A 21,801-nucleotide genomic window follows, 5' to 3' on the forward strand; every position below is an offset into this window, starting at 1 on the left:
TTACTGCCCCCCGTCTGGTGGCAGTGATTCAAAAGACGGGTATAGCTCGGGCTGAGGTCTGATAAAACGATCAATCATCAATTCATTGAGAGCTTGGGCAATGCCAGGATCTTCATGCAAATGCAGCAGTATTTCCTGGACCTTATCTTTATCAGGAAAGTCGCTGCGAGCGACAATTGGCCCAGTACCTGCTGACGGGAGTACAGCAACAATGCGAATTCCAGCAATAAGCTGAGGCTGCTTTACTTTCAAATAGTCATAGGCCAGACTATCTACGGTTGCTCCGTCAACAAAATTTCCAGAAACAGCCCGCAGCGATTTGTCATGACTATAGGTAAAGTATGAGTTTGCAAAAAAAACGTTCGCGTCCATACCATTGGAGTTTATCACTTGCCTGACCGCCAGGTATCCTGAATAGCTAAGCGGGTCGGTATAGGCAAACGACTTTCCGGCAAGCTCCCACAACGAGTTAACAGTACTTTGCTTCGGTACGACTACATACGATTCGTAATAGGGCTTGCCATGCCTTTCCTGCATGACAAGCAAGACAAAGTCCTCTTTCTTGCTGTAAATGCTATAGGCACCGGTAGACAATAAGGCGATGTCTGCTCCCCCTTTAACTAACAGCTGATTAATTTCAGCATAGCTGCGCCGCTGCAACAGCAACACAGGTCGCCCCATCTTCTCGCCAATGGCCTGGGCAACCTGTCGTTGATACCGGTAAGTTTCCTGACGGTTTAGTACCGATATCATGGCAATTTTTAATGGTTCACCCCGCTGATTCCACTGATAAGAAGGAATAGGTTCAGTCTGACTGAACCTAACCATGGCCTTTGACTCAGAGAAAGAATTGTAACAATAAGCCCCCAGCAGGCTCATAAGGATTAGAAGAATAAAATATAATATTTTGCGCGGCATGATGACAGTTCTCCCAGCCATACATTTTTAACGTCCTGTTTTTGTACAATAAGCCCTAAAATAATGCACCAATAGAGGCCGTTCGGCTATAAGTTTTATATTATAATACAGTTTTATGGGCTAAAAATCCTTTTTTTGATCCGCATAGGCAGTCTCTTCCTTTGTTTTGCTATCTGTTGGTAAATACAGTCCTATGACAATCACTATATACTCCACTAGATTTAGGTATTGCATAATCACTCCAATAGGCACAAAAAAATCCGTAGAGGTGTCTACGGATTTTTTGTGCCTATATTAATTTCTAAAATTATCAACTTCTCTGCCGTATAAGAACACCGGCCTCCATCGCCCCCCCAAAACATGCACTACCAAACCGGCCATAACCAACAGGGCACCCAGACCTTGCCAAAGGGAAACCACTTCTCCCAGGAACAAGGCTGAACTACTCATGCCCACGATTGGCACCAATAGGGCTAACGGCGAAACCACGGCAGCGGGGTGGCGCGAAAGCAGCTTACCCCATAAGGCATAACCGACCAAAGTAGCAAAGAAAGACAGATAGATAATCGAACCGATGCTAGCCAAGCTAGACATATGATAGGCGGCCAGCCAGGCATCATAGCCTTCTATCATCCAGGATAATACTATTAATGGCAAAATAGCTACAGCGCCAGCCCAAACCACTAAAGCCAACATGGAAGAAGGCGGTAGGCCCTGAGTGGCCCGGCGCATAATGACGTTGCCAATACCCCAACACGCAGCCGCAGTTAAAGTCAGTCCAAACCCAGCAGCGGTCATCTCCCCTCCCTGCTGAAAGCCGATGATAGCCATGCCGCTACCGGACAAAGCAAGACCTGCCAAGTGATTCCAGCTCCAACGTTCGCCCAGCCAAACAACCCCTACCAATAATGTAAAAAAGGCCTGTGACTGGAGAACAAGCGAGGCAAGGCCGGCCGGCATGCCTACCTTCATTCCCATGAACAGAAAAGAAAACTGCCCTACATTAATAGATAACCCTAAAGCAATCAACCAGGGCCACGGAATTGGCGGCCTAGGCAGGAAAAGAATGACTGGGAAACAAGCCAGAAGAAAGCGCAGAGCACCTAATAGCAGCGGCGGTACATCCTTTAATCCTATTTTAATAGCAATAAAATTAAGGCCCCATACCGTAACAACTACTAAACCGATAAAAATATCCCGTTTTTGCATTATTGTATACTCCTGAATGTGCTATAGGTACGAGTATCTTTTGTGTACAAAAATCCTGCAAAGTCTATTGGGTAACTGAAGAATAGTCATTTATCCCTTTGTGATGTGGACAGATTTTCCGGCATAGGTTACATGCATAGACCCCACCGCCACCTTCAGTATACTTTGCTGAAATACTACGGCACTTGCATTGCACAATAGTAACCCCATCCAAAGCATTAGCCGGACAAGCCTCTACACAGATTCTACAATCAGGTATGCAAGTTTGATAACTCGCTAGCGCATCAGGCTCAAGCTCTTGATTGAGAAGAACCGCACCTAACCATAGCATATTTCCTAATTGATCATTCACCAGGAGTGTATTTTTTCCTATTTGACCTAAGCCGGCCCGCACTGCCGCATGCTTTAACGACAATATCCCTTGCCCGTGTCGCCTGCTATCATCCCAATAATCATAAGGATCAGATGACGGAATAGGGATGGCGCAGCTTCCCAGGTTTTCCAGCTCTGATGCAATTTGGACTGTAATCGAATCTATTTTATCACCTAATCTATTACGAACAAAAGTATATGCGGCTGGGGATGAAGCCGAAAGAGTACTTATAGGAAATCGTGCAGCCACTACAACCACACTTTTACAATCTTTAATAATATCAGTTGGATGAAATCCGGAAGGTGCGTCTGCAAAGCGCTCTACGGAGGCTATCCCGCATAAATCCGCACCGAGGTCCCATACTCGACCTTTTATTTCGTCGGCCTTAATAGTTTTTATCATCCTCTTACCCCTCCCAATAAAGGTCCCACTTTTCGGTAGACCTCTTTTAGAAATTATATTATCATAGACTTATCAATAGGTAAAATTGATAATATAGATGGACTGTTTCATGAAATCTGATGGGTGGGAAATAAATGGAATTTCGTGAATTAAGAACTTTCGTTACAACGGCCAAATTATTAAGCTTCACTAAAGCCGCCAAAGATCTCGGTTATGCCCAGTCTACCGTCACCAATCAAATTCAGGCGCTTGAAGAAGACTTCGGTACAATGTTATTTGAGCGCTTAGGCAAACAAATAAAACTGACAAAAGACGGCGAACACTTATATACCTATGCTGACCAAATCCTTAAACTGGCTGATGAAGCTAAAGACCTAATCTCCAGCTCACTAATCCCCAAAGGGTCGCTAACTATTGGAACGGCAGAATCCCTTTGCACATATCGGCTATCTAATGTTTTCAAAACATTTCGTGCTCTTTATCCGAAAGTAGAGCTCAATATTCGCTTTGACACGTGTAGTGACTATCGAACATATCTACGGAAGAACACAATCGATATGGTCTTCTTGCCTGACATAACCTGTACTGAAAGTGATCTTGTTACGCATGTGCTTTTCGATGTACCTATGGCAGTTATCGCGGCGCCAAACCACCCTTTAGCTAAAAAGCACCAGATCCTGCCCTATGATATGAATGGTCAATCGCTTGTCCTAACTGAATCCGGGTGTAGCTACCGCCGACTGTTTGAAAGCATTCTTACGCAAGCAGGTGCAAAGCCGTCATCTATACTAGGGGTAAGCAGTAACGAAGTCATTAAAAGGTTTGTTTGTGATGGCTGGGGCATCGGTTTTTTACCTCACGTCACGGTTAGTCAAGAACTAATTGCCAATCAGCTTATCGCATTACCCTGGGAGGGACCCGCTTTTAATATTAGGGCCCAGTTACTGTATCACAAAGAAAAGTGGCTCTCGCCAGCTCTTCGTGCGTTTATCAAAGTAACCCTTGAGACACTAAAGAATACCACAGGTGTGTAGAGAAGGTCCCTTAAGGGTAACAAAATACACCAAGGCTTTGCTGGCGCAAGGTCTTGGTGCAACCGAACTGCGAAACCGACTATCAGGCCCTTATAACTCTGCAGTATAGCCTTCTTCCGTAACTGCGGTTACGATATCCTTCAAGGTGACACAGTTAGGGTCAAACTCCACGGTAAGTGTTTTAGCTGTAAGGTCTACAACCGCTGAGTCTACTCCATACATGGTAATAATCTTTGATTCCACAGCTTTTTTACAGTGCTCACAAGTCATACCGTCAACAGTTAAGGCAAAATTAATTTTAGAGTTATCGATTTTGTACCTTGTACCCATAACAACTCCCCCATAACTTTGTTGGTTTACACGCAGTTGACATTACAATTATTTCCAACTTGATTATACTCCAGAATGGTTGCTATTTCCAGTAATTTTTATTAATCTTTGTTAGCTGTCATCGCGTCAATTGATCCATATTTGTTTTAGATCCAAAAAGTTCTTCACCCAACGCAGCAAACTGCTCTAAGTCTGACAGTTCAATATCGGTTATGGTGATCATCGTCTTCAAATCCCCTTTATATGCAGTAGTACTACTTATTAATTATGCTGCCAATATTTTTTAACGCGATTGATAATGTGCCATCTGCATTATTAATAAACTCAATAAACTCCTTGTTTTGGAAATAGTCTACGGGAAATGTTATCTCAATTCCTGTATCAGTTTTAATTTTATGATTTTTGCCCTTTTGCAGGGCTAACGACCGATCTACTTTCACAGTTTCGGGGATCCCGGCGTTTTTTACTTCTTTAATGTATTCCTCTTGCATTAATGGAGAAGAACGAAATACTTGTTTTCCTAACTCTACCGGATCCAAGAATTCTGATACTTCCGTGTTCTCGACTATATAGTTTTTGGTTTTAGAAACAGCCTCGACACTGCTTTTCCCATGGTTCTCTGCTACCATCCGTGTAATGGAACTCACCAATTTGATAGTCTCTTTTGCAGAAATAAGCGAACTACACTCTAATATATGATCAGCAAATACGTATGCGTCCTCACCATTAACAGCGCGTTTTTTATCAATAAACTTGATATCGAGAGAATCCACCTCTATAAATGCGTATTCATCAAGCTTCTGGGTAAGGCTGGGTAAGATTGCATAGTGATTAATAATCTCGTTTTTAATTTTTTCATTTTCATGGATGACCTGATGGATGAATCCTACTCTATTATTACATTTCAAAAGGGCAATGACACGATGACTATCTATATCGAAATCACAGATGAGTAAATCTGTAGAATCTAATACGTCTGACTGAGATATAGCTGTATACATTAAGTCTGCTACATATACTGAGAAGCTAGTGAAATCTACACTACCTGCAATATAATCTGACACTTGTTTTTTAAATTTGCTATTTGGATGGAAGGTACCTGCTTTGGAATTTTGATCATTATAGGCTTTTTCGATATGTTTTGTTAAAAACGTTACCACACTGTTACTTTTCACGTCCAATTCTTGCTCTGAAAAAACAGTGACCCCAGAATTAAAATCTAATATATGCAAAATGGCTCTATTAATTGTTATTAGCAAATTCATCTTCCTTTTCTATTTTTGCAGTTACTGCGGCTTTATTTGTATAGACATATAATCTAACGTTCCCTTATTGAGTTTCTTCATTAATGAGCTTTTTCCTTTATTAAAGGCCATGCGCAAAACTTACAAAAAGTAAAGTGATCGGCTGCTCAGTCAGTCGGCCACTTTTCTTTTTGTGTTTAAAACTACCCAAGCTGTTGAATACTAATAGCAAAAATCCCTGCGAGGACAACATATACATATTATCATCACTAATTCCCAGTGGTTCTTAGTTCAACAAAAAGCTGTTTTGGACGAGTCTACCTGAAGCAATTGCAGCACCCATTGCTAGAAACAAAAAATCCGTAGACAAACGGTCTACGGATACTTATGATTATCCATTCCAGCAGATTATCTCAGCCAACACCGTTTTGTTGATACCAAATACCTTTTCCCCGCAATATATTACCACCACTACCAGGTTTATCGCCTGGTTTAAGGACCCACAAGTCCCAACGTTCTACATTGTTTTGTGGGCCATATCTTCCTTGCGGATATCCGTTTTCTGCGTAACCCGGGTCACACCCATCCATATTGTCAGCAGCCTCGGCGTGCGTCATAAAGTGCCGGATATCTATCGGAATGCTTAATGCCTTGCCTAGCACAGCAATAATTTGCGCCATTGCCTCTATCTGAACCGGAGTTGGTGGCTCTGGTCCTAAATCATTACAGGACTGCGCATTGTAGGCGCAAGCCGCAGCAATACCAATGGCGCCGCTGTTGCGGAAATACGTATGGCTCTTTTTCTCGCTTAAATCACTGGTACTTACAAACACTGAGCCATCTTTACCGATATTTAAATGATAATCACTAAAAAATTGATCATAGTGTCCTGCTGACCAGTGTAGATAAACCTTAATCGGCCATCCGTACTTTTGGGCAGACTGCTGCAGAGCGGGTTTAGCCTTGATGGCCATTTGTTTTATATCCGCTAATGTGACTTGTTGCATTGTCCTGTCTTCTTGTCTTTCAGTACCTTCATCCTGTTGCTCCTGATCTTCGTGTAAATTTGGCGTACCTGCTGCCTTTTGCATCTCTCTAATTGCAGCTACTTCTGTGTCGATTACCCATCCGATGAGTGCGGCTGGCACAAGGATGCCTCTCCAGCCTAGTATTGCGTTGACTTGCTGTATAGCAGAGGCTCGCTTCTCGCTATTTCCCATTTTGTCTGCGAACTTATCAAGCTCAAATATGACACCGCGAATCACCTCGCGAAATTGTCCGTCTGGCAGTTTGGCAAACAGAACAAATAACGCCATTGCCAGGATATTAGCGCCTAGCAGTATGCCTATGACATAACCAAAGATCTGGAGTTCATTTGAACTTATCATTATTAACGACCTCCTTTATTGTAATATATTTATCCAGTATGTTTTCTGCCACCTGAACCGCTAGCCAGCCAGTATTTTTTTCAGCTATGGCGTGATTATAAGTCCCATTCCAGATCGGGGCTTACAGCATAAAATTAGATAAGCATCCGTAAACAAAAACGTCTACGGATGCTTATCTAATTTATACAACTTACCGGACTTCTTTATACGCAATATCACTACTTATTGCTAGTATCCTTAACAGCCTTTACCGTTAGCGACTACTATCGCCGAATATCATTCTTGTTAGTATAGCGTTTTGCCTCCTCGCGCAACTCCTCGTCCGTTAACCGCTTGCTTTTGTCATTTTTAATTTCATGCTCAATCCCAAACTTATCAGGCCCTGGTTTTTCCGTCGGCATTTTATATCACCTCCGGTAATAGTTTTTCCTAAATGCTGCTATTTACGCTCTTTCCGGCCATAATTAAGTTATCTGGTGCATCATACACATAACCCCTACCGTCTTGGTAGGGGTTATGTGTATGGTGCTTATATGGTTTTTTTAATTTCTGCTGCATCACGGCGTTATACAATGTACTTGAGAGGCTGACGGCAAAAAATATCCCCTGCTTTCGTATCGATTTCACCGCCGATGTGATTCGGCAAACATTGCATAAGATGCAACTGAATTATCTTGTGCCAGTTCAGTAGCAGGAGAAATCACTCTTTTAATATACCTCAGTCAGATAAATCCTGCTTTATCTTATCAAAGCCAAGACGTTCAATCATGTTTCCCAACCGCTCATAGCTTTTTGCGTTTTCCTTATAGTAGTTAACAATTTTATCAACCATCGGAATTACATCTTCTTGAGGAACGTTTTCAGCAAATATATTGGCGAGCCGTGGTTTGATGCCCGCATTACCGCCAATCATAATCGTGTATCCTTTGGGCGTACCCATAATTCCTAAATCCCGTACCGCTGGTTCACTACAAGAATTTGCGCAACCGGCAACACTCATCTTGAATTTGGACGGTAAGTCCTTACCATGATATTTTTCATCCAATTCAAGTCCTAAAGTCACCGCATCCTGTTGAGCCCGTTTACAAAAATGGGTCGCCGGGCATATTTTTATACTGCGCACGCACAAACCAATCGCATGTCCCTTTTTCATACCGAGTTCTTCCCAAACCTGATCTACGTGCTCTTCCTCAATGCCAACTATGGCAATCCGCTGCGCACTTGTAAGCTTTAATGCCTGGGCACCGTACTTTTCTGCAGTATCAACAATCTTTCGCAGCAAATTAAAATCCAAAATAATACCACCCGGTATGTGTGGCGCGATGGCATAGGTTTTTTTGTCCCGCTGCAATACAGCACCTTTATCCAGCATATCCCGTTTTGTTTCCTGTCTCGTTTCCATGATACCGCCTCCTTTGTGTAAGTCTTACATGTATAACTTTTCGTCATTCATTGGGTCACCACGTCTTTTTAATATGGTACAAAGCGGCCCCAGATATACTCCGGATGCAGGCCTGCAAGAAACGTCAGGCTTCACTATAAGAGAAACCCCAAGGGTTCTAACATCTGTAGAACCCTTGGGGTCTTTTACATACCAGTATGATTATAACCTTCCCGTGTGAATTGGAATTACTCCAATGTGTTTACTAAAGTTCCAATATTTTCAATCGTAACGCTGACAGTATCGCCAGAAGTAAGCCACTGTTGCTGCCCTTCCGGATAGCCCAAAATCACTCCGCCCGGTGTTCCGGAAAAGATAATATCGCCCGGCTTTAAGGTCATATAGTTTGACAAATAGCTTACAATGGTAGCGCAATCAAAAATCATGTCCCGTGTATTGGCCGACTGGCGGACAACACCGTTTACGGTACAGCAGATGTCCAGATTGTACGGGTCTACCTCGTCAGCGGTCACTAAGCAAGGGCCAATAGGAGCGAAATGGTCGCAAGTCTTGCCTAATAACCATTGTCCGGTACGAAATTGAAGATCCCTGGCGCTTAAGTCATTACCAACGGTGTACCCAAATACATAGGAAAGGGCTTCTTCAGTTGAAACATTCACAGCTTCTTTACCGATAACAATGACTAGCTCTGCCTCATAGTCAAATTTAACCGCGGCTTTAGGTAGAGCAATGGTCTGATTATGCGCAGCAAGCGCATTATTAAATTTACTGAACAAGACCGGGGCTGCAGGAATCTCTATATCGCATTCATCCCTATGACTCACATAATTTAATCCAACACAAATGATCTTTTCGGGGTTAGTAACACAGGGAGCATAGATCAGCTTATCCTCCGGGATGGCTTGAACTTCCTTTTTCACCAATTCAGCCAGCTGTAACCGTCCTGTTTCACCGGCGGTAATCGCCTGTTCAATCGTGGCCGGTACTTCGAGACCATGAACTGCAGCCGCTTCTTTTACATCGATAACGCCACACTCACTTTTGATTCCCAGGTGAATTTCCTCTCCAACCCTAAAATTGACGAATTTCATGTGTGCTTCATCTCCTTATGATTTTCATTCATTACTTTATAGCAAAAATCGAGCCCTACCATCTTGGAAGGAGGTTTATCTGTATGGTGCGTATGTATGCGCAGTAGTGAATTAACGTTCAGTAGTAAGCAATTTTACTCCCAAAAGCAAATAAACGCCCCCACAGATTTTATTCATCCAATTAGCTGCATTATTTTTTTGCCGAAGCAGCGTTGTTACACCGGAAGAGCAAAAAACCAGGATTAGACACCAAAGAGTACCAGTGATTAAGAAAGTTAGCCCTAAGAATATAAAGGGTATAATTCCGTAGCTGTTTTGTGGATCAATGAATTGAGGCAGAAAGGATAGAAAAAAGAGGGCAACCTTAGGATTAAGTACATTGGTTATCAGTCCCTGCAGATAGATATCCCGATTGGACATGACGTTCTCATTTAGTGAAACCAGCGCGTTATTTTTGGCCAGCAGAGTGGTGACGCCCAAGTAGCCAAGATAGAGAGCACCCGCCGTTTTGACAATTGTAAATGCCAGAGCGGATTGAGCTAGTATGACAGACAGCCCAAGCGCTGCCAGCAAGGTATGGACAGCACAACCGGAACTAATACCAAGGACAGAATAAATTCCCGCCCCACGGCCTTGTGATATGCTGCGGCTTAAAATATATATGGTATCCGACCCAGGGGTAATATTGAGAATGATGCCCGCGATAATAAACATTTCATAGTGAACGATACCAAACATCGTTATTAGTCCCCTTTCTAATATAATAGGTTTATTTTATGCCAGGGAGATTCTGTAAGCAATAGTCCAAGAAGAGTTTATACAAAATTATTTACTTTTCCATAGTTAAGACGCCTCTGGCGGCTATATCAGCCTACTTAGTTATAAAAATCAAAAATTTTTCTCGCTAGTTAGTATTAAGCAGGAATTATTTGCATGTTATCAGAAAGTTATTATGAATATCCAATGAAGGAGGCACAATTATGAACGATCATTTTAGAGCTTTTACTAACACTGTACTTGATTATCTGGATGAGGGTGTCTACTTCACTGATTTAAACAAGAATATTATCTATTGGAATACCGGTGCCAAAAATATTGTCGGCTATCAAGCAGATGAAACCGATATGAAATCATGCTGTCAAATCATATCTCATATTAGTGCAAGTGGTGAGAAACTCTGCGATAGTGGGTGCCCAATTACCAAAGCCCTTCAAGAAGGCCAACTACAGGAAAAAGACATGTTTATTACCCATAAAGAAGGGCATCTAATTTCCGCCACAGTCAAAACCTTTCCAGTCTATAATAAAGACGGTCAGCTAGCTGGTGCCATCGAGTTGTTCTCCGATAATTCTCAAAAGAAACTCGCTCATGATAAGGTTAAGGCATTAACAAAGGCGGCCTATGTCGACTCCCTTTCTGAGTTATTCAGTAAACAATATCTCGAAAACAGACTGCAAATAATGCTTAAGGAGATACCCGAGAAGCGAGAATCTTTCGGTATTGTATATATCAACATCACCGGGTTTCGGGCCATTAATGAGTTGTATGGTGTTTCAATGGCAGACAAGATTCTAAAAATGGTTGCGAAAACTTTGTCTGCCGGCATTAGCTATCCTAATATTATTGGTCGCTGGCATGGAGCAAGCTTCATTGCCATTGTGGACACCTCAAAAAGGAGTTTACTCTTAATGCTTGCCGATAAACTAAAGACACTGGTTTCTGAGTCGTCCGTCTCTCTCAACGGCGAGAATATTCAGGTCACCATATCTACTGGTTGTGCTGTCTCTCAAAACTATGATTCGCTAGACTATCTTATCGAACGGGCGACTAAGGCCTCTCTAGAGGAAAAAGATAAAGCCGCTGCAAGCATTCCTCCGACTGTTAATAGCGCCCCCAATGTAGAGAAGCAAAAGAATAAAAGCGGCTTTCATTCAAATAAGTCTAGATCAGATTGAACCTAGCAAACACAAAGATCCGTAGACGAAAATGTCTACGGATCTTTTTTTCAACTACCATTTAATTCATTTCAAAAAACTTGCAATAATAACCGCCATCTGTATTAATTATGTAACTATGAAAAGTTAATCGTAGTTTATCCCCTTCTATAGTCCCTATATAGTCAACATTGCCTTTGGGAAAAGCAATTGAAAATCTAATTTCTCCATTTTGAACTGAATACTTGCCACTCCCTGACGGGGATGATTCAAGTGCTTTAAACCGTTCTAATAAAAAAGTATTATTTATGCCAGAGTTACTAGTTACTGTCCCATCAGGGAAAAACCTAAAATAATAATAGTAATAATGGCCACTTCCATGATAAGTACTCGCTTGGTATAATCCATTAAACTTTACGATTCCCGTACCCGAGGATTGTTCTTTCATCTGAGATAGGGGTGCTACAACTGTAGACTTATTTTGCAGTCCAGCAGATTGTCTAACAAACTCATCCAACTTTTCCGTATCGACAATCGCTTTAATATTTACCCTAATCTCCATGCCGTTACCAACTTGTGTTCTTTTAGTATCTAAAATATTAACTTTCATTACGCCAGCAGATAAGGCTACCACATTATCTTCTGTTACCTGAAAGTTTTTTACAACAGTTGAACTTGCAATATACGTTCCTGCCTGCTCTAAAGCATTTCTCTTCGCCTTTAATAACGCTCTATCTTCAGCAACAGAAGGTGTATCATTATCACCCATCTGATAAACACCCTCAGCAGTAATTTCGATTGCTTGGGCAAAAACTACCGGTGTTAGAAGCAGCAATAGTAAGGCTACTAGTGTCATTATCCATATCTGTTTATTAAAGAAAAAGCTTTTCATAAAACACCTCTCTGAATATAATTGATGTGGTTAATTATTCTATATGATCCACAAAATCCCTCTAGTTTTTTTTACCATGCCAATACCGCATTTTCACCAGCATCAACAGTTGCTTAGTATGCCCCTGAGGATTCGAGCCACGGCACATGGTTTAGGGCTAATGTATCAAAAACAATGTCCCTGTGTTTTGGGCAGTTGAAAGAGATACCCGCGCGACTGCGCGGGTATCTCTGCATATAAACTATAATTATTTAAACTGCCTTCTTATATATATCAATTGGCCAAACAATCCATTTTGCTGCGAGTATGAACAATCCCCCGGATATCCCCCAATAGATTGCGTATGGTCCCCAAATATCATTTAGCGTGTACCCAATGAGCGGGCCCAATGCTGCACCAATATCAATAGCAAAGGCATAGGACGTCATAAATGCCTTCTGTGGTGAACAGCAGGCAACATCACAAGCAATTGCATCGATAACAGTGGTTAAAATTGTGGCGGTTAATAGAATGGCGAGAATAAGTGCCAGCCACATTCCAACCGGAAGCTGCAACGGGATTAGTAAAAACAGTATTGCAGCCAAGGTTAAGGCTACTGTCAACATTGCCCGACGACCAAACCAACCGTCGGATAATTTACCAAACCAGGGAGCTAACCACGGTTCCCAGCCCCATCGTAAAGCCTGCAATACCCCTGCGAGTGAGGCAGCCCCGACAGAAATACCGAAGATAATGATGTTTGAAGAGTTATGTACCTGAATCAAATAGCTTAACGTTGCCACAAAGACCCCCTGATATATCGCGGCAATAAACAAACCTGTCATTAACGTCCAAAAGACATTCAAGTTGAAGAGGGCCTGGATATCCATGGCCTTATTCTCCGTATTAGAGTGTTTGTTTGAATTAGGCAGCAGATAAAATGCAAATGGAATTGCCAGAAAGGTTATTGCTCCAAAAAATAGTGCTGTAAAACCAATTCCATAACGATCTGCCAAAACCCCGCCCAACAGCATGCCTCCCAGACTACCCAAACGGTATAAACCATTATAAAGCCCCATATAATAGCCCCGGTTAGTATCGTTTGAAACTTCAAGAATTGTGAAATAGGCTCCTAAGCGCAAAAACGACCAGGCGAGTCCCCAGATGCATCGTAATAGTACCCATAGTACAAATCCTTTGAAAACAGAATAAGACATAGTTGTAAAAGTCGCTAAAACTCCCGCAAGTAAAATACCATTCCTACTACTCATTCTCCCGTACAGCCAACCAACCAATGGATTCAAAGGTAATCTCACGATCCGGTTAACCGAGAGAAGAATACCTACTTCCCACAAAGAATCGAGCCCTACGTCTTTCCAATGGATAGGTAAAACAATATAAAGCATAGAGTCACCAAGCAGGCAGGCTGCTGTAAGTAAAGAAATGACAATAACCTTGTTTTTATTGGGGTCTCCCAGAGAAGTCAATCGATAAATCCCTCCTGAAAATCCTTTATTGCGTCATTATGTGTTGATTAAATGCTAGCTTAGTGTTAATTTTAAAACATATTAACTTATTTTGTAAAACGTAATGATTTAGCATTTAATATTAAATATTTTTATATTTGGAGGTTAAGTATGGATCTATTGGGCGTGCGGGCATTCCTGGCAATCGTGCAAACAGGCACCCTGAATAAAGCGGCCGAGTTGCTCAATTTATCGCAAGGGGCCGTCAGTTATAGATTAAAGGTTCTAGAACAGAGTATTGGTGGCCGATTAGTAGAGCGTGGTAAAGGTATCCACAGAATTCAGTTAACCCCGCTGGGAGAAACCTTTATCAGCCTTGCTGAACGGTGGAATCTGCTGCAGCAAGATATCCATATTCTGCAAGCACGCGGTCCACAGTTAACCCTTTCCATCGGCGTTGCTGATAGCCTTAATCTTTATGTACTACCACCTTTATACCGTGCCTTGGGACAACATTCCCCTGCTATAAACCTAAAAATTCGCACACAACATACAAATGAGTCTTTTGAAAGTGTTGAACGCAAGGAACTGGATATTGCCTTTGTGGTACGGGAAATGTTATCGCCAAGTGTCACCATTGAGCCGTTTTTTACAGAAGAAATGGGATTACTCCGATTAAGTAACAAGGGCCGCCGCTCTATGGAGATTGTAGATATTCACACGTTAAAGCCACAATACGAATTATATATGAATTGGAGCACAGGCTATCAATCCTGGCACAATCGGTGGTGGGACCCTACTTGCCCGTCCCGTATTCAATTAGATACAGCAGGGCTTATTTCAGTACTTATGCAGGATGCACTACAGTGGGCAATCGTCCCCATGTCAGTGGGGCATTCTTTGCGGCAATCAGCTAAATTTGTAATGCAACGTTTATCAGAGCCTGCGCCAGAGCGGATTTGCTATAAGGTAACTCACAAATATCCTAACCAAAGAACCTTAGAAAGTCTCAGTATACTTGAACAATATCTCCGGTTATGCGACTTCAAAACTCAATCTGTATAGTTTCCGATAAAGATTTCCAGGCATGCTGTTACTAACAACATGCCTGGAAAAAAATCTTTATTAGATTTCATATAGATTATCCGATTGAGTTATGGATTTATCGCCCTAGTTTTCCAGTCATATGTATAATCTGTATTTTATAGACACTAACAGCCTTTATAGCCCTATCGATATACGCAATACCCTGATCACGATAATTACCGGAGTACTTTTCTATTAAAAACATAAGAGCATCTCTTTTTTCTTGTTCGTCTGTGACTTCAAAGGCGTTACCATAGACGATAGCGCTGTCATATTCGGTATCAAACTTCTCGGGTAGTAATTTTTGATAATTCACAACTGAAAAACTAACCTTATTGTACCTTTTGATGTTCTCTATTTTATTACCAGCATGCGCAGAGTGAAAATAGATCGCATTGTTCTCATAAGCATAATTCAACGGGACCGAATAAGGGTATCCATTCTCGCCGATGCAAGCCAGTGATCCAAATTCGGCTTCTTTTAGAACTTTGATTGTGTCCTCTGGGGACATAAGCTTTTCTTTGCGTCTCATCTCGCTAAACAAGGTAAACACTCCTCCATTAAAGATATTATTTGTGTGTATATCTGGTACATGACAGGTTCCGCTATCCGGTTGAGGAACTGATGTCCCCAAGTCACTATCCATCCATTGCTTAGTTCGGGAAGAACCTCTAGATAATCGGCTTTAATTCGTCCGTACACACAACCTGACAATACTCATCCGCTAAATTTGCAAGCGACATAGCATGCACTTCTTCGGCAGTTCGAACTTTTCCAGTATAGTCTGGCTTTGCAAAAGTAAAGGTGGCGTCATGCACCAAATAAGTAGTAAAGCCGAGATTGCCTGCCATTCTTACTGTAGCCTCAACAGAGTTATTGGTAATAACGCCAAATACCACCAGGTGCGAAATATTTGCCGCTCGAAGAATTGCTTCTAAATCTGTTGCGATAAAGGCACTATGAACATGTTTGACTATAATTAGTTCACCATCAATGGGCGCTACACATTTTTTGAATTCACAACCGAGCTGCCCCGGCCGATACGTTGAATTCGGTTCCCGCGATTCATGCTTAACGTGAATCACCTGTCGCCCTGATTGCCGCCACAGCTGGAGAACTGCCGCCATATTATCTTCAGCAGTCAGGTTATTTCTCTCCCCAAACGTACACCAGATTGGATTATCTATCGCATTTTGCACGTCAATAATCAGCAATGCGGTATCTCTCGGTAGTTTATCATTCACAAACATCACCCTTTCTTTCCCTGACACTTAATATTATCTATATATTTCCATAAAAATGCAGAATATCCTTGGCCTGTATATGAGTTATTAAATCTCAAAATATCGAAAAAAAATCGCTGTTTGCCTATTGGCTGTCTAATAGGCAAGTGCAGCGATTTCCTCTGGGAGCATAGTTCACAACAGCTCTCCCCTAGGGACTACAAAAGTTAAGGCCACCGGTAGTAGCCGGTGACCTTAGCCTCATTGGAGCCGATTATCATCTTTTCGCTTTTCAGTAAATCCCAGGCACTCCCGGCCAGATGACTCCCTGACAACAGCAGACGGAGTTTTGAAGCTCTTAAATCCCATAGCCTTACAGCCGTATGGGAAAGCCTTATCCCAGGTAATGTAATAGTGATGACATTTTATACATTTCGGTATCTCATTCATTTGATACTACCTTAACGATTACCGACGAAATTGAAAAACATCATTTTCCTGCTTACGCGGGCTCACTGGTGATTCCTTTGCTGGGTAGCCTAAGATAATTGCTGCTGTAATAATTTCTGAATCACTTAATTCAAAATAGGATTTAATTTCATTGTACATTACACTATCAACGCCTGAGAGCTCATTGTCAATTTCCCCAACAATACAGGCCCCCAGACCTTGATTCATTGCCTCTAGGATCATGAAGCCATAGGCGATACCCATGTTTTCAAACGTTCTTGCCAGTAAAGAAGAGGTCGTGTTGGCAAGAGCTTGGGCTATCTGATTATTTAAAAATGTCTTATCGATATCTTCGTTTGCCATTGCGACCCCGGTGTTCGCAAGCAGCTCTCTTAGACAGTCTCTTTGATGATCACGATCCCATGAATCCAAGGTACCAACACATAGAATAACCGCAGGAGCTTTTTTTATGAGCGCCCCCATTGAAAACCCTGCAGCTAGTTTTTCTTTATCCGCTGCGCCGGTAATGGCGATGAACTTCCATGGCTGAATATTTTTCCACGACGGTGCTCTGCGGCCTGCACGCATAATACTTACGATTTTCTCTTCCTCTACCGCTTGAGATAAAAATCTTCTAACACTTTTCCATTCTGCAATTTGCGCTAACATAACTTCCTCCTAAAACATTATTATCCCTACTCAAATATTACGTATGCAAAATATTTGGGCAAACAAATTATACCTATAGCTTCGCAAAAATATTCATCAGCACTTTGCGAAAAACAGCTATTTCATCCTCAGTACATTCATCCAACATAGCCATACAAATGCGATTCATGGCATCGGCAACCTGGTTTTGCAGGTCTGTGGCAGTCTCTGTTAAATGTATAAAAAATGACCGGCGGTCATCCTGCTGCCCGATCCGTAATACTAATCCTGCCCTTTCCAGTCGATCAATGATACCGGTCAACGTGGAGTTGTCCAAATAGCACTTTTTACTTAGTTCAGTAATTGAGATACCGTCACCCTTGTACAAAGTATATAAAACCGCCATCTGACCAGGAGTAATATTTAGTTTTTCTTTTTCCAATAGTTTTTTCGTATAGTTATAGTGCTTTTGCTCTGCCTTTGCGAGAAGCAGGCAGGTACTGTCAAAAATCTGCAACATAATTTTTAATCCTTTGCCGAGATACTTTGTATGCAAAATATATGTTTGCATTATAACACACTTGCTTTCATTCACGCAAACAATAATATGGCAGTTAAACTTCTCTTTTATTCATGATGGGACGCTATATCATTTCTCCCGCTTTGCTTGGAGAAGCTCCTGAATTTTTCGCTCAGCAAACGAATGATAGGGATGAGCCCAGCGGCTACCATCCAAGAGTAACGAAAAAAACCGAAATTATATGCTCAAATTCTTGTTGACAATAAAGTTATTGTTATGGTAAAATATTATTTTTTGCTATTTTTTATATATTGTTGTATAATAGATATACTGAAAAAAAAAGATAAGGGGTGACTTCATGTTTCAAGTAGGCGACAAGATTTTTTACCCCACACAAGGTGGCTGCGTAATTCAAGCAATTGAAGAAAAAGTAGTTCATGGAGAAACCCTACGTTATTGTACTGTGAATATACCTCATCGAAAGATGACCGTCATGTTCCCAACTAACAATTCAGATCGATTAGGAATACGTCCCATTGTAGACTCCGATAAGCTGGACAACCTCCTCAATACTTTCTATGATGGCGAGTCAGATACAACAATCAGAGATAATCGAAGAATCCAGAAAAACATAAGTAAAATAAAAAGTGGCGATATTTACGAAGGCGCTGAAGTCATCCGGGATTTAGTGCGCAGTAATAACAAGAAGAAACTCGGATTAACCGAGAAAAATATGATGGAAAACGCTCTGGAAATCTTAATCAGCGAAGTTGTATTAGTAAAGGGAATCACCAAGCAGCAGGCGGCGACTTTATTAGATCAAGTAATCAATGTGCCCCTGGGTGATCTCTCACTGGCAAGCAATGCACCACTTATATAGTAACCTACTCCTCTCACTTTCTCAACGTAAATCCCGCATCACATTCAAGCACTATATGTAAAACTAAGGCCATCGACAGTGTCGGTGGTCTTAGTTTTTTCCGCATAGTTCGTCCGGCTAAGATTGAGGGGTTAACCTAAGAAGGGGTATTCGATGCATATCTCACCGAATACCCCTTCTCAGACTTTATTGACTGTTTGTTCCCCGCTTGAAGGTATGGTTTAGCTCATCTGTGCAAAACCATGGTTTATTAATAGACAGGCGTACAAAACCCGGAGTATTTCTCCAGCTTAGACGTTGCCACCTGGAAGAAGAGTTCTTTTAGCTTACGGCATACCGGTCCTTGGTGACCAGTACCAACCGTCCTATCATCAACCTCAACAACCGCGACAACTTCCATAGCCGTACCGCTAAAGAAAACCTCATCGGCGGCATATAATTCAGTCCTGGTAATACTCCGTTCGATAACTTCGATCCCTAACTCCTCCCGCGCCAAGACCATAACTGTGTCTCTGGTAATCCCTTCGAGAATATTATCTGAAGGCGGCGGGGTGATCAATTTTCCGTTACGAACCATAAACACATTCTCACCAGGTCCTTCGCAGACATGACCATTGCGGGTCAAAAACAGCGCTTCATCATACCCCCGTCGAACTACTTCCAAAGATGCCAGCCCGGAATTAAGATAGGCAGCCGTCGGCTTAGTACGCGGTGGCAGCATATTATCACCTAACCGCTCCCAGGATGTAAAGGCCGCCCTAAGTTCATCCTTGCCAACAAAGCTTCCCAGCGGCTGACAATAAATCACAATTCGATTATCGTCATCCAAAAGAGTCGGGAATATTTGATTAGACCCTTTAAAAGCAAGTGGCCGGATATAGACTGTGCTACGGAAGTTATGTTTCTTAAGCAGTTCAATCGTTGCCTGGCACAACTCGTCCACAGTATAAGGGATATTGATATACAAGGTTTTGCAAGACTGTAACAGCCGCTCATAATGTTCCCGCATGCGAAAGGCATAAAGCTGTCCCTCAGTCTCATCCCAATAGGCCCTTATTCCTTCGAAACAACCAAGTCCGTAATTGAACCCCTTGCAGCGTACGCTGATATGTACCTCACTCTCAGGAACAATCTTTCCATCATAAAAAACATACATATTTTCCATTAACAAAGTCCTCCTCATAATTAAGTAAATAAAAACAGAGTTCGCTCGATGAGCGGCTCTGTTCGGGGATATCATCCGTATTTTGTACGCTTTTATATACCGTTATGTCGACAGAGCTTACCATTCATAACCTTGGACAACTGTAAATCATATATGGTTTTATCGGTATTACTCTCCTTTTCTGTACCAACACAACCCTTGTACGTATACGTTTGTTCTTAAATATACTAAATAATAAGCCTAATCGTCAAGCCCCATTAAAGCAAAGTATCTCCTCATTCACAGGTATAAAGTGCTGCTTATCATCCGATGACCTGATACCCTTGATCGGAAAATAAACTTAAATTGTTTATATACACTGACAATCAGTGAATATTGAAGTCTATATACTACCATAGTAGTATATAGACAGAAGGGGAGGGCGACTGGTATGAAGGTCTTAAAAAAGCTCGAGTCACTCGGGTTTAGCTCTTACGAAGCCAAAGCCTATTATGCACTGTTGCGGCGGTTTCCGGCCAACGGATATGAGATAAGTAAATTAGCTCAAATCCCGCCGTCAAAAATCTATGAAGTATTGACCAAATTAAAGAACCGTGGTGCCGTGCTTGACAGCCAGAGCGAACCTGTTCTTTACTACCCCGTCCAGCCAAAAATATTGTTTACCCGTATCCAGGAAGACACAGAGAAAAGTATCCAATCGGTCTTGACTGATTTAGCGTCCATACCGCCAATGGACGCTTTTGATCTCACCTGGAATCTACAAGGAACCGATAGCATTAACACTAAGATGATCGAATTGATTTGCCAGGCTGAAAAAGAGGTATTTGCCTCTCTCTGGCCAGAGCAGGTTGCGCTTCTCAATGCAAGCTTATCTGATGCCGTAAACCGCGGCGTTTATGTCGTCACCGCTATATTTGGAGAATGTGATGTTAAGGCTAGTCAGGTTGTCAATCTGGAGGTATGCAGCCACAATGTTTACCAACGTGTCGGAGCCAAGCTCTGCACTGTCATTGCCGATGACACTGAAGTGGTAATCGGTAAACTGGCTGAAGAAGATCGCAGCTCGACTGGTGTTTGGACCAAGACACCCTCACTAGTGCTAGTCACAAAAGAATATGTAAGGCATGATATCATGGTCAATGTTTTAGTTAATCATATGGGGCAAGAGCAGTATGAAGATATTTGCCGCTCTTACGATATTCTTCGGCAACTACAAAAGAAAAAATAAATAAATAGATAGATAGGGGAGTTAAAATGAAAATTTCATTTATTGGCAGTGGCAAAGTAGGTGTTGCCGCAGCTTATACAACAGCATTAAAGGGACTGGCACAAGAAATTGTTTTAACAGATGTCTCCAGTGATAAAGCCCACGGCGAGGCTCTTGATATCCTTCAGGGACAAGCATTTTGTCCCCAGGCCAGCATCAAACACGGCGAGATTGAGGATACCGCCAATTCTGATATCGTCGTTATCAGCGCAGGCATTCCCCGAAGAGCAGACGAACCACGTGTAATGCTGCTTTCCCGTAACGCTGGTCTGATTGCAGATATCACAAAAAAGGTCGTTGCCTTAAGTCCACAATGTATCATTTTGATGATTACCAATCCACTTGATGTCATGACCCATCTGGCGTATGAGGCCTCCGGCTTTCCCGCCGGACGTGTCATTGGCATGGGAACGGTTCTTGACACAGCCCGATACCGTTCGTATCTTGCGCAGCACTTTAATGTTGACGCCCGGGATCTCGATGCCTATGTTGTGGGAGAACATGGGGAAACGATGGTGCCACTAACAACAAATATACACATCAAAGGTGTCCCGTTAACCAGCCTGGCGAATTATGCGGAAACATCAGTCGAGCGAATTGCCGCTGAAGTTCGCGCCGCATCCAGCCAGGTTATCGCCCTTAAAGGCGGCACTGTTTTCGCTCCTGCCGTAGCCGCGTGTGCCATCCTTGAAGCAATCGTGCATGATAACCGCCAGATTTTGCCGGTCTCCACCTTCAACATTAATTATGGAACTGCAGTCAGCCTCCCTACCGTTATTGGGCGGCAAGGAGCGGGGCCAATCCTCAATATACCGATGTCTCAGTCGGAGGAAGCCGCTTTAGGACATTCGATCGCTACTATAAAAACCTACTTGGATGAGATCAACTGCTAAACGGGTA

23 protein-coding genes are annotated in these 21,801 nt (G+C 42.2%); 6 read left to right on the plus strand and 17 right to left on the minus strand.

Translation table 11 applies throughout. The features are described 5' to 3' along the window. The 3 genes from VN447_RS14140 to VN447_RS14150 all read right to left on the minus strand — a co-directional run bounded on the left by VN447_RS14140 (nucleotide 1) and on the right by VN447_RS14150 (nucleotide 2,902). Nucleotides 1-918, minus strand: coding sequence for a PhnD/SsuA/transferrin family substrate-binding protein (locus VN447_RS14140; RefSeq protein ID WP_325525987.1), 918 nt, complete (start codon nucleotides 916-918; stop codon nucleotides 1-3). 294 nt (nucleotides 919-1,212) lie between these two features. After that, nucleotides 1,213-2,127: an EamA family transporter gene (locus VN447_RS14145; protein WP_325525988.1), complete on the minus strand. Its 915-nt coding sequence runs from the start codon at nucleotides 2,125-2,127 to the stop codon at nucleotides 1,213-1,215. A gap of 64 nt (nucleotides 2,128-2,191) precedes the next feature. Then, a complete protein-coding gene (locus VN447_RS14150) occupies nucleotides 2,192-2,902 on the minus strand; it encodes a hypothetical protein (protein ID WP_325525989.1) in 711 nt (236 codons plus the stop codon). Nucleotides 2,903-3,036: 134 nt separating this feature from the next. Here VN447_RS14150 and VN447_RS14155 point away from each other — a divergent pair, with 134 nt between their 5' ends. Beyond that, nucleotides 3,037-3,936, plus strand: coding sequence for a LysR family transcriptional regulator (locus VN447_RS14155; protein ID WP_325525990.1), 900 nt, complete (start codon nucleotides 3,037-3,039; stop codon nucleotides 3,934-3,936). Between the two features lie 90 nt (nucleotides 3,937-4,026). On the opposite strand, the gene VN447_RS14160 is transcribed toward VN447_RS14155, so the two are convergent. From VN447_RS14160 to VN447_RS14190, 7 genes are all read right to left on the minus strand, one after another. Continuing rightward, entirely contained in the window at nucleotides 4,027-4,266 is a 240-nt protein-coding gene (locus VN447_RS14160) for a heavy-metal-associated domain-containing protein (RefSeq protein WP_325525991.1), read from the minus strand. A gap of 254 nt (nucleotides 4,267-4,520) precedes the next feature. Further along, on the minus strand, nucleotides 4,521-5,525 hold the full coding sequence (locus tag VN447_RS14165) for a nucleoid-associated protein (RefSeq protein ID WP_325525992.1): 1,005 nt from the start codon (nucleotides 5,523-5,525) through the stop codon (nucleotides 4,521-4,523). Between the two features lie 398 nt (nucleotides 5,526-5,923). Continuing rightward, nucleotides 5,924-6,898 (minus strand): N-acetylmuramoyl-L-alanine amidase, encoded by a 975-nt coding sequence (locus VN447_RS14170; protein ID WP_325525993.1) that lies wholly within the window; start codon nucleotides 6,896-6,898, stop codon nucleotides 5,924-5,926. 263 nt (nucleotides 6,899-7,161) lie between these two features. Then, complete coding sequence (locus tag VN447_RS14175) at nucleotides 7,162-7,299, minus strand: hypothetical protein (protein ID WP_325525994.1); 138 nt, start codon at nucleotides 7,297-7,299, stop codon at nucleotides 7,162-7,164. A 317-nt stretch (nucleotides 7,300-7,616) separates the two neighbouring features. Beyond that, nucleotides 7,617-8,300 carry an NAD(P)/FAD-dependent oxidoreductase gene (locus tag VN447_RS14180; RefSeq protein WP_325525995.1) on the minus strand — a complete coding sequence of 228 codons (684 nt, stop codon included), beginning with the start codon at nucleotides 8,298-8,300 and terminating at the stop codon, nucleotides 7,617-7,619. Nucleotides 8,301-8,527: 227 nt separating this feature from the next. Continuing rightward, the gene (locus VN447_RS14185) at nucleotides 8,528-9,391 is read right to left on the minus strand and encodes a fumarylacetoacetate hydrolase family protein (protein WP_325525996.1); all 864 of its coding nucleotides are present in this window, start codon (nucleotides 9,389-9,391) and stop codon (nucleotides 8,528-8,530) included. A 111-nt stretch (nucleotides 9,392-9,502) separates the two neighbouring features. Further along, nucleotides 9,503-10,129, minus strand: coding sequence for a LysE family translocator (locus VN447_RS14190; RefSeq protein WP_325525997.1), 627 nt, complete (start codon nucleotides 10,127-10,129; stop codon nucleotides 9,503-9,505). 242 nt (nucleotides 10,130-10,371) lie between these two features. Here VN447_RS14190 and VN447_RS14195 point away from each other — a divergent pair, with 242 nt between their 5' ends. Further along, the gene (locus VN447_RS14195; RefSeq protein WP_325525998.1) at nucleotides 10,372-11,346 is read left to right on the plus strand and encodes a sensor domain-containing diguanylate cyclase; all 975 of its coding nucleotides are present in this window, start codon (nucleotides 10,372-10,374) and stop codon (nucleotides 11,344-11,346) included. Between the two features lie 61 nt (nucleotides 11,347-11,407). Here VN447_RS14195 and VN447_RS14200 read toward each other — a convergent pair whose 3' ends face one another. Next, nucleotides 11,408-12,217: a hypothetical protein gene (locus VN447_RS14200; RefSeq protein ID WP_325525999.1), complete on the minus strand. Its 810-nt coding sequence runs from the start codon at nucleotides 12,215-12,217 to the stop codon at nucleotides 11,408-11,410. A 251-nt stretch (nucleotides 12,218-12,468) separates the two neighbouring features. Next, on the minus strand, nucleotides 12,469-13,683 hold the full coding sequence (locus tag VN447_RS14205; protein ID WP_325526000.1) for an MFS transporter: 1,215 nt from the start codon (nucleotides 13,681-13,683) through the stop codon (nucleotides 12,469-12,471). Nucleotides 13,684-13,833: 150 nt separating this feature from the next. On the opposite strand from VN447_RS14205, the gene VN447_RS14210 reads away from it, so the two are divergent. Then, nucleotides 13,834-14,727: a LysR family transcriptional regulator gene (locus VN447_RS14210; protein ID WP_325526001.1), complete on the plus strand. Its 894-nt coding sequence runs from the start codon at nucleotides 13,834-13,836 to the stop codon at nucleotides 14,725-14,727. Between the two features lie 97 nt (nucleotides 14,728-14,824). Here the strand turns inward: VN447_RS14210 and VN447_RS14215 are convergent, their stop codons facing one another. The 4 genes from VN447_RS14215 to VN447_RS14230 all read right to left on the minus strand — a co-directional run bounded on the left by VN447_RS14215 (nucleotide 14,825) and on the right by VN447_RS14230 (nucleotide 17,589). Beyond that, complete coding sequence (locus VN447_RS14215) at nucleotides 14,825-15,382, minus strand: pyridoxamine 5'-phosphate oxidase family protein (protein ID WP_325526002.1); 558 nt, start codon at nucleotides 15,380-15,382, stop codon at nucleotides 14,825-14,827. A 37-nt stretch (nucleotides 15,383-15,419) separates the two neighbouring features. Continuing rightward, nucleotides 15,420-15,992, minus strand: coding sequence for a cysteine hydrolase family protein (locus tag VN447_RS14220; protein ID WP_325526003.1), 573 nt, complete (start codon nucleotides 15,990-15,992; stop codon nucleotides 15,420-15,422). A 447-nt stretch (nucleotides 15,993-16,439) separates the two neighbouring features. Next, complete coding sequence (locus VN447_RS14225) at nucleotides 16,440-17,090, minus strand: nitroreductase family protein (protein ID WP_325526004.1); 651 nt, start codon at nucleotides 17,088-17,090, stop codon at nucleotides 16,440-16,442. A gap of 73 nt (nucleotides 17,091-17,163) precedes the next feature. Further along, nucleotides 17,164-17,589: a MarR family transcriptional regulator gene (locus tag VN447_RS14230; RefSeq protein ID WP_325526005.1), complete on the minus strand. Its 426-nt coding sequence runs from the start codon at nucleotides 17,587-17,589 to the stop codon at nucleotides 17,164-17,166. A gap of 358 nt (nucleotides 17,590-17,947) precedes the next feature. Here VN447_RS14230 and VN447_RS14235 point away from each other — a divergent pair, with 358 nt between their 5' ends. After that, the gene (locus VN447_RS14235) at nucleotides 17,948-18,469 is read left to right on the plus strand and encodes a CarD family transcriptional regulator (RefSeq protein ID WP_325526006.1); all 522 of its coding nucleotides are present in this window, start codon (nucleotides 17,948-17,950) and stop codon (nucleotides 18,467-18,469) included. 250 nt (nucleotides 18,470-18,719) lie between these two features. On the opposite strand, the gene VN447_RS14240 is transcribed toward VN447_RS14235, so the two are convergent. Next, nucleotides 18,720-19,634: a branched-chain amino acid transaminase gene (locus VN447_RS14240; protein ID WP_325526007.1), complete on the minus strand. Its 915-nt coding sequence runs from the start codon at nucleotides 19,632-19,634 to the stop codon at nucleotides 18,720-18,722. 430 nt (nucleotides 19,635-20,064) lie between these two features. Between VN447_RS14240 and VN447_RS14245 the strand changes: the two genes are divergently transcribed. Both VN447_RS14245 and VN447_RS14250 read left to right on the plus strand, forming a co-directional pair. Then, nucleotides 20,065-20,862 carry a TrmB family transcriptional regulator gene (locus tag VN447_RS14245; RefSeq protein ID WP_325526008.1) on the plus strand — a complete coding sequence of 266 codons (798 nt, stop codon included), beginning with the start codon at nucleotides 20,065-20,067 and terminating at the stop codon, nucleotides 20,860-20,862. 26 nt (nucleotides 20,863-20,888) lie between these two features. After that, nucleotides 20,889-21,794, plus strand: coding sequence for a malate dehydrogenase (locus VN447_RS14250; protein WP_325526009.1), 906 nt, complete (start codon nucleotides 20,889-20,891; stop codon nucleotides 21,792-21,794). Nucleotides 21,795-21,801 lie beyond the last annotated feature (7 nt).

Origin of the sequence: Sporomusa sp. (assembly GCF_035561155.1) — a bacterium.
Taxonomy (GTDB): Bacteria; Bacillota; Negativicutes; order Sporomusales; family Sporomusaceae; genus Sporomusa.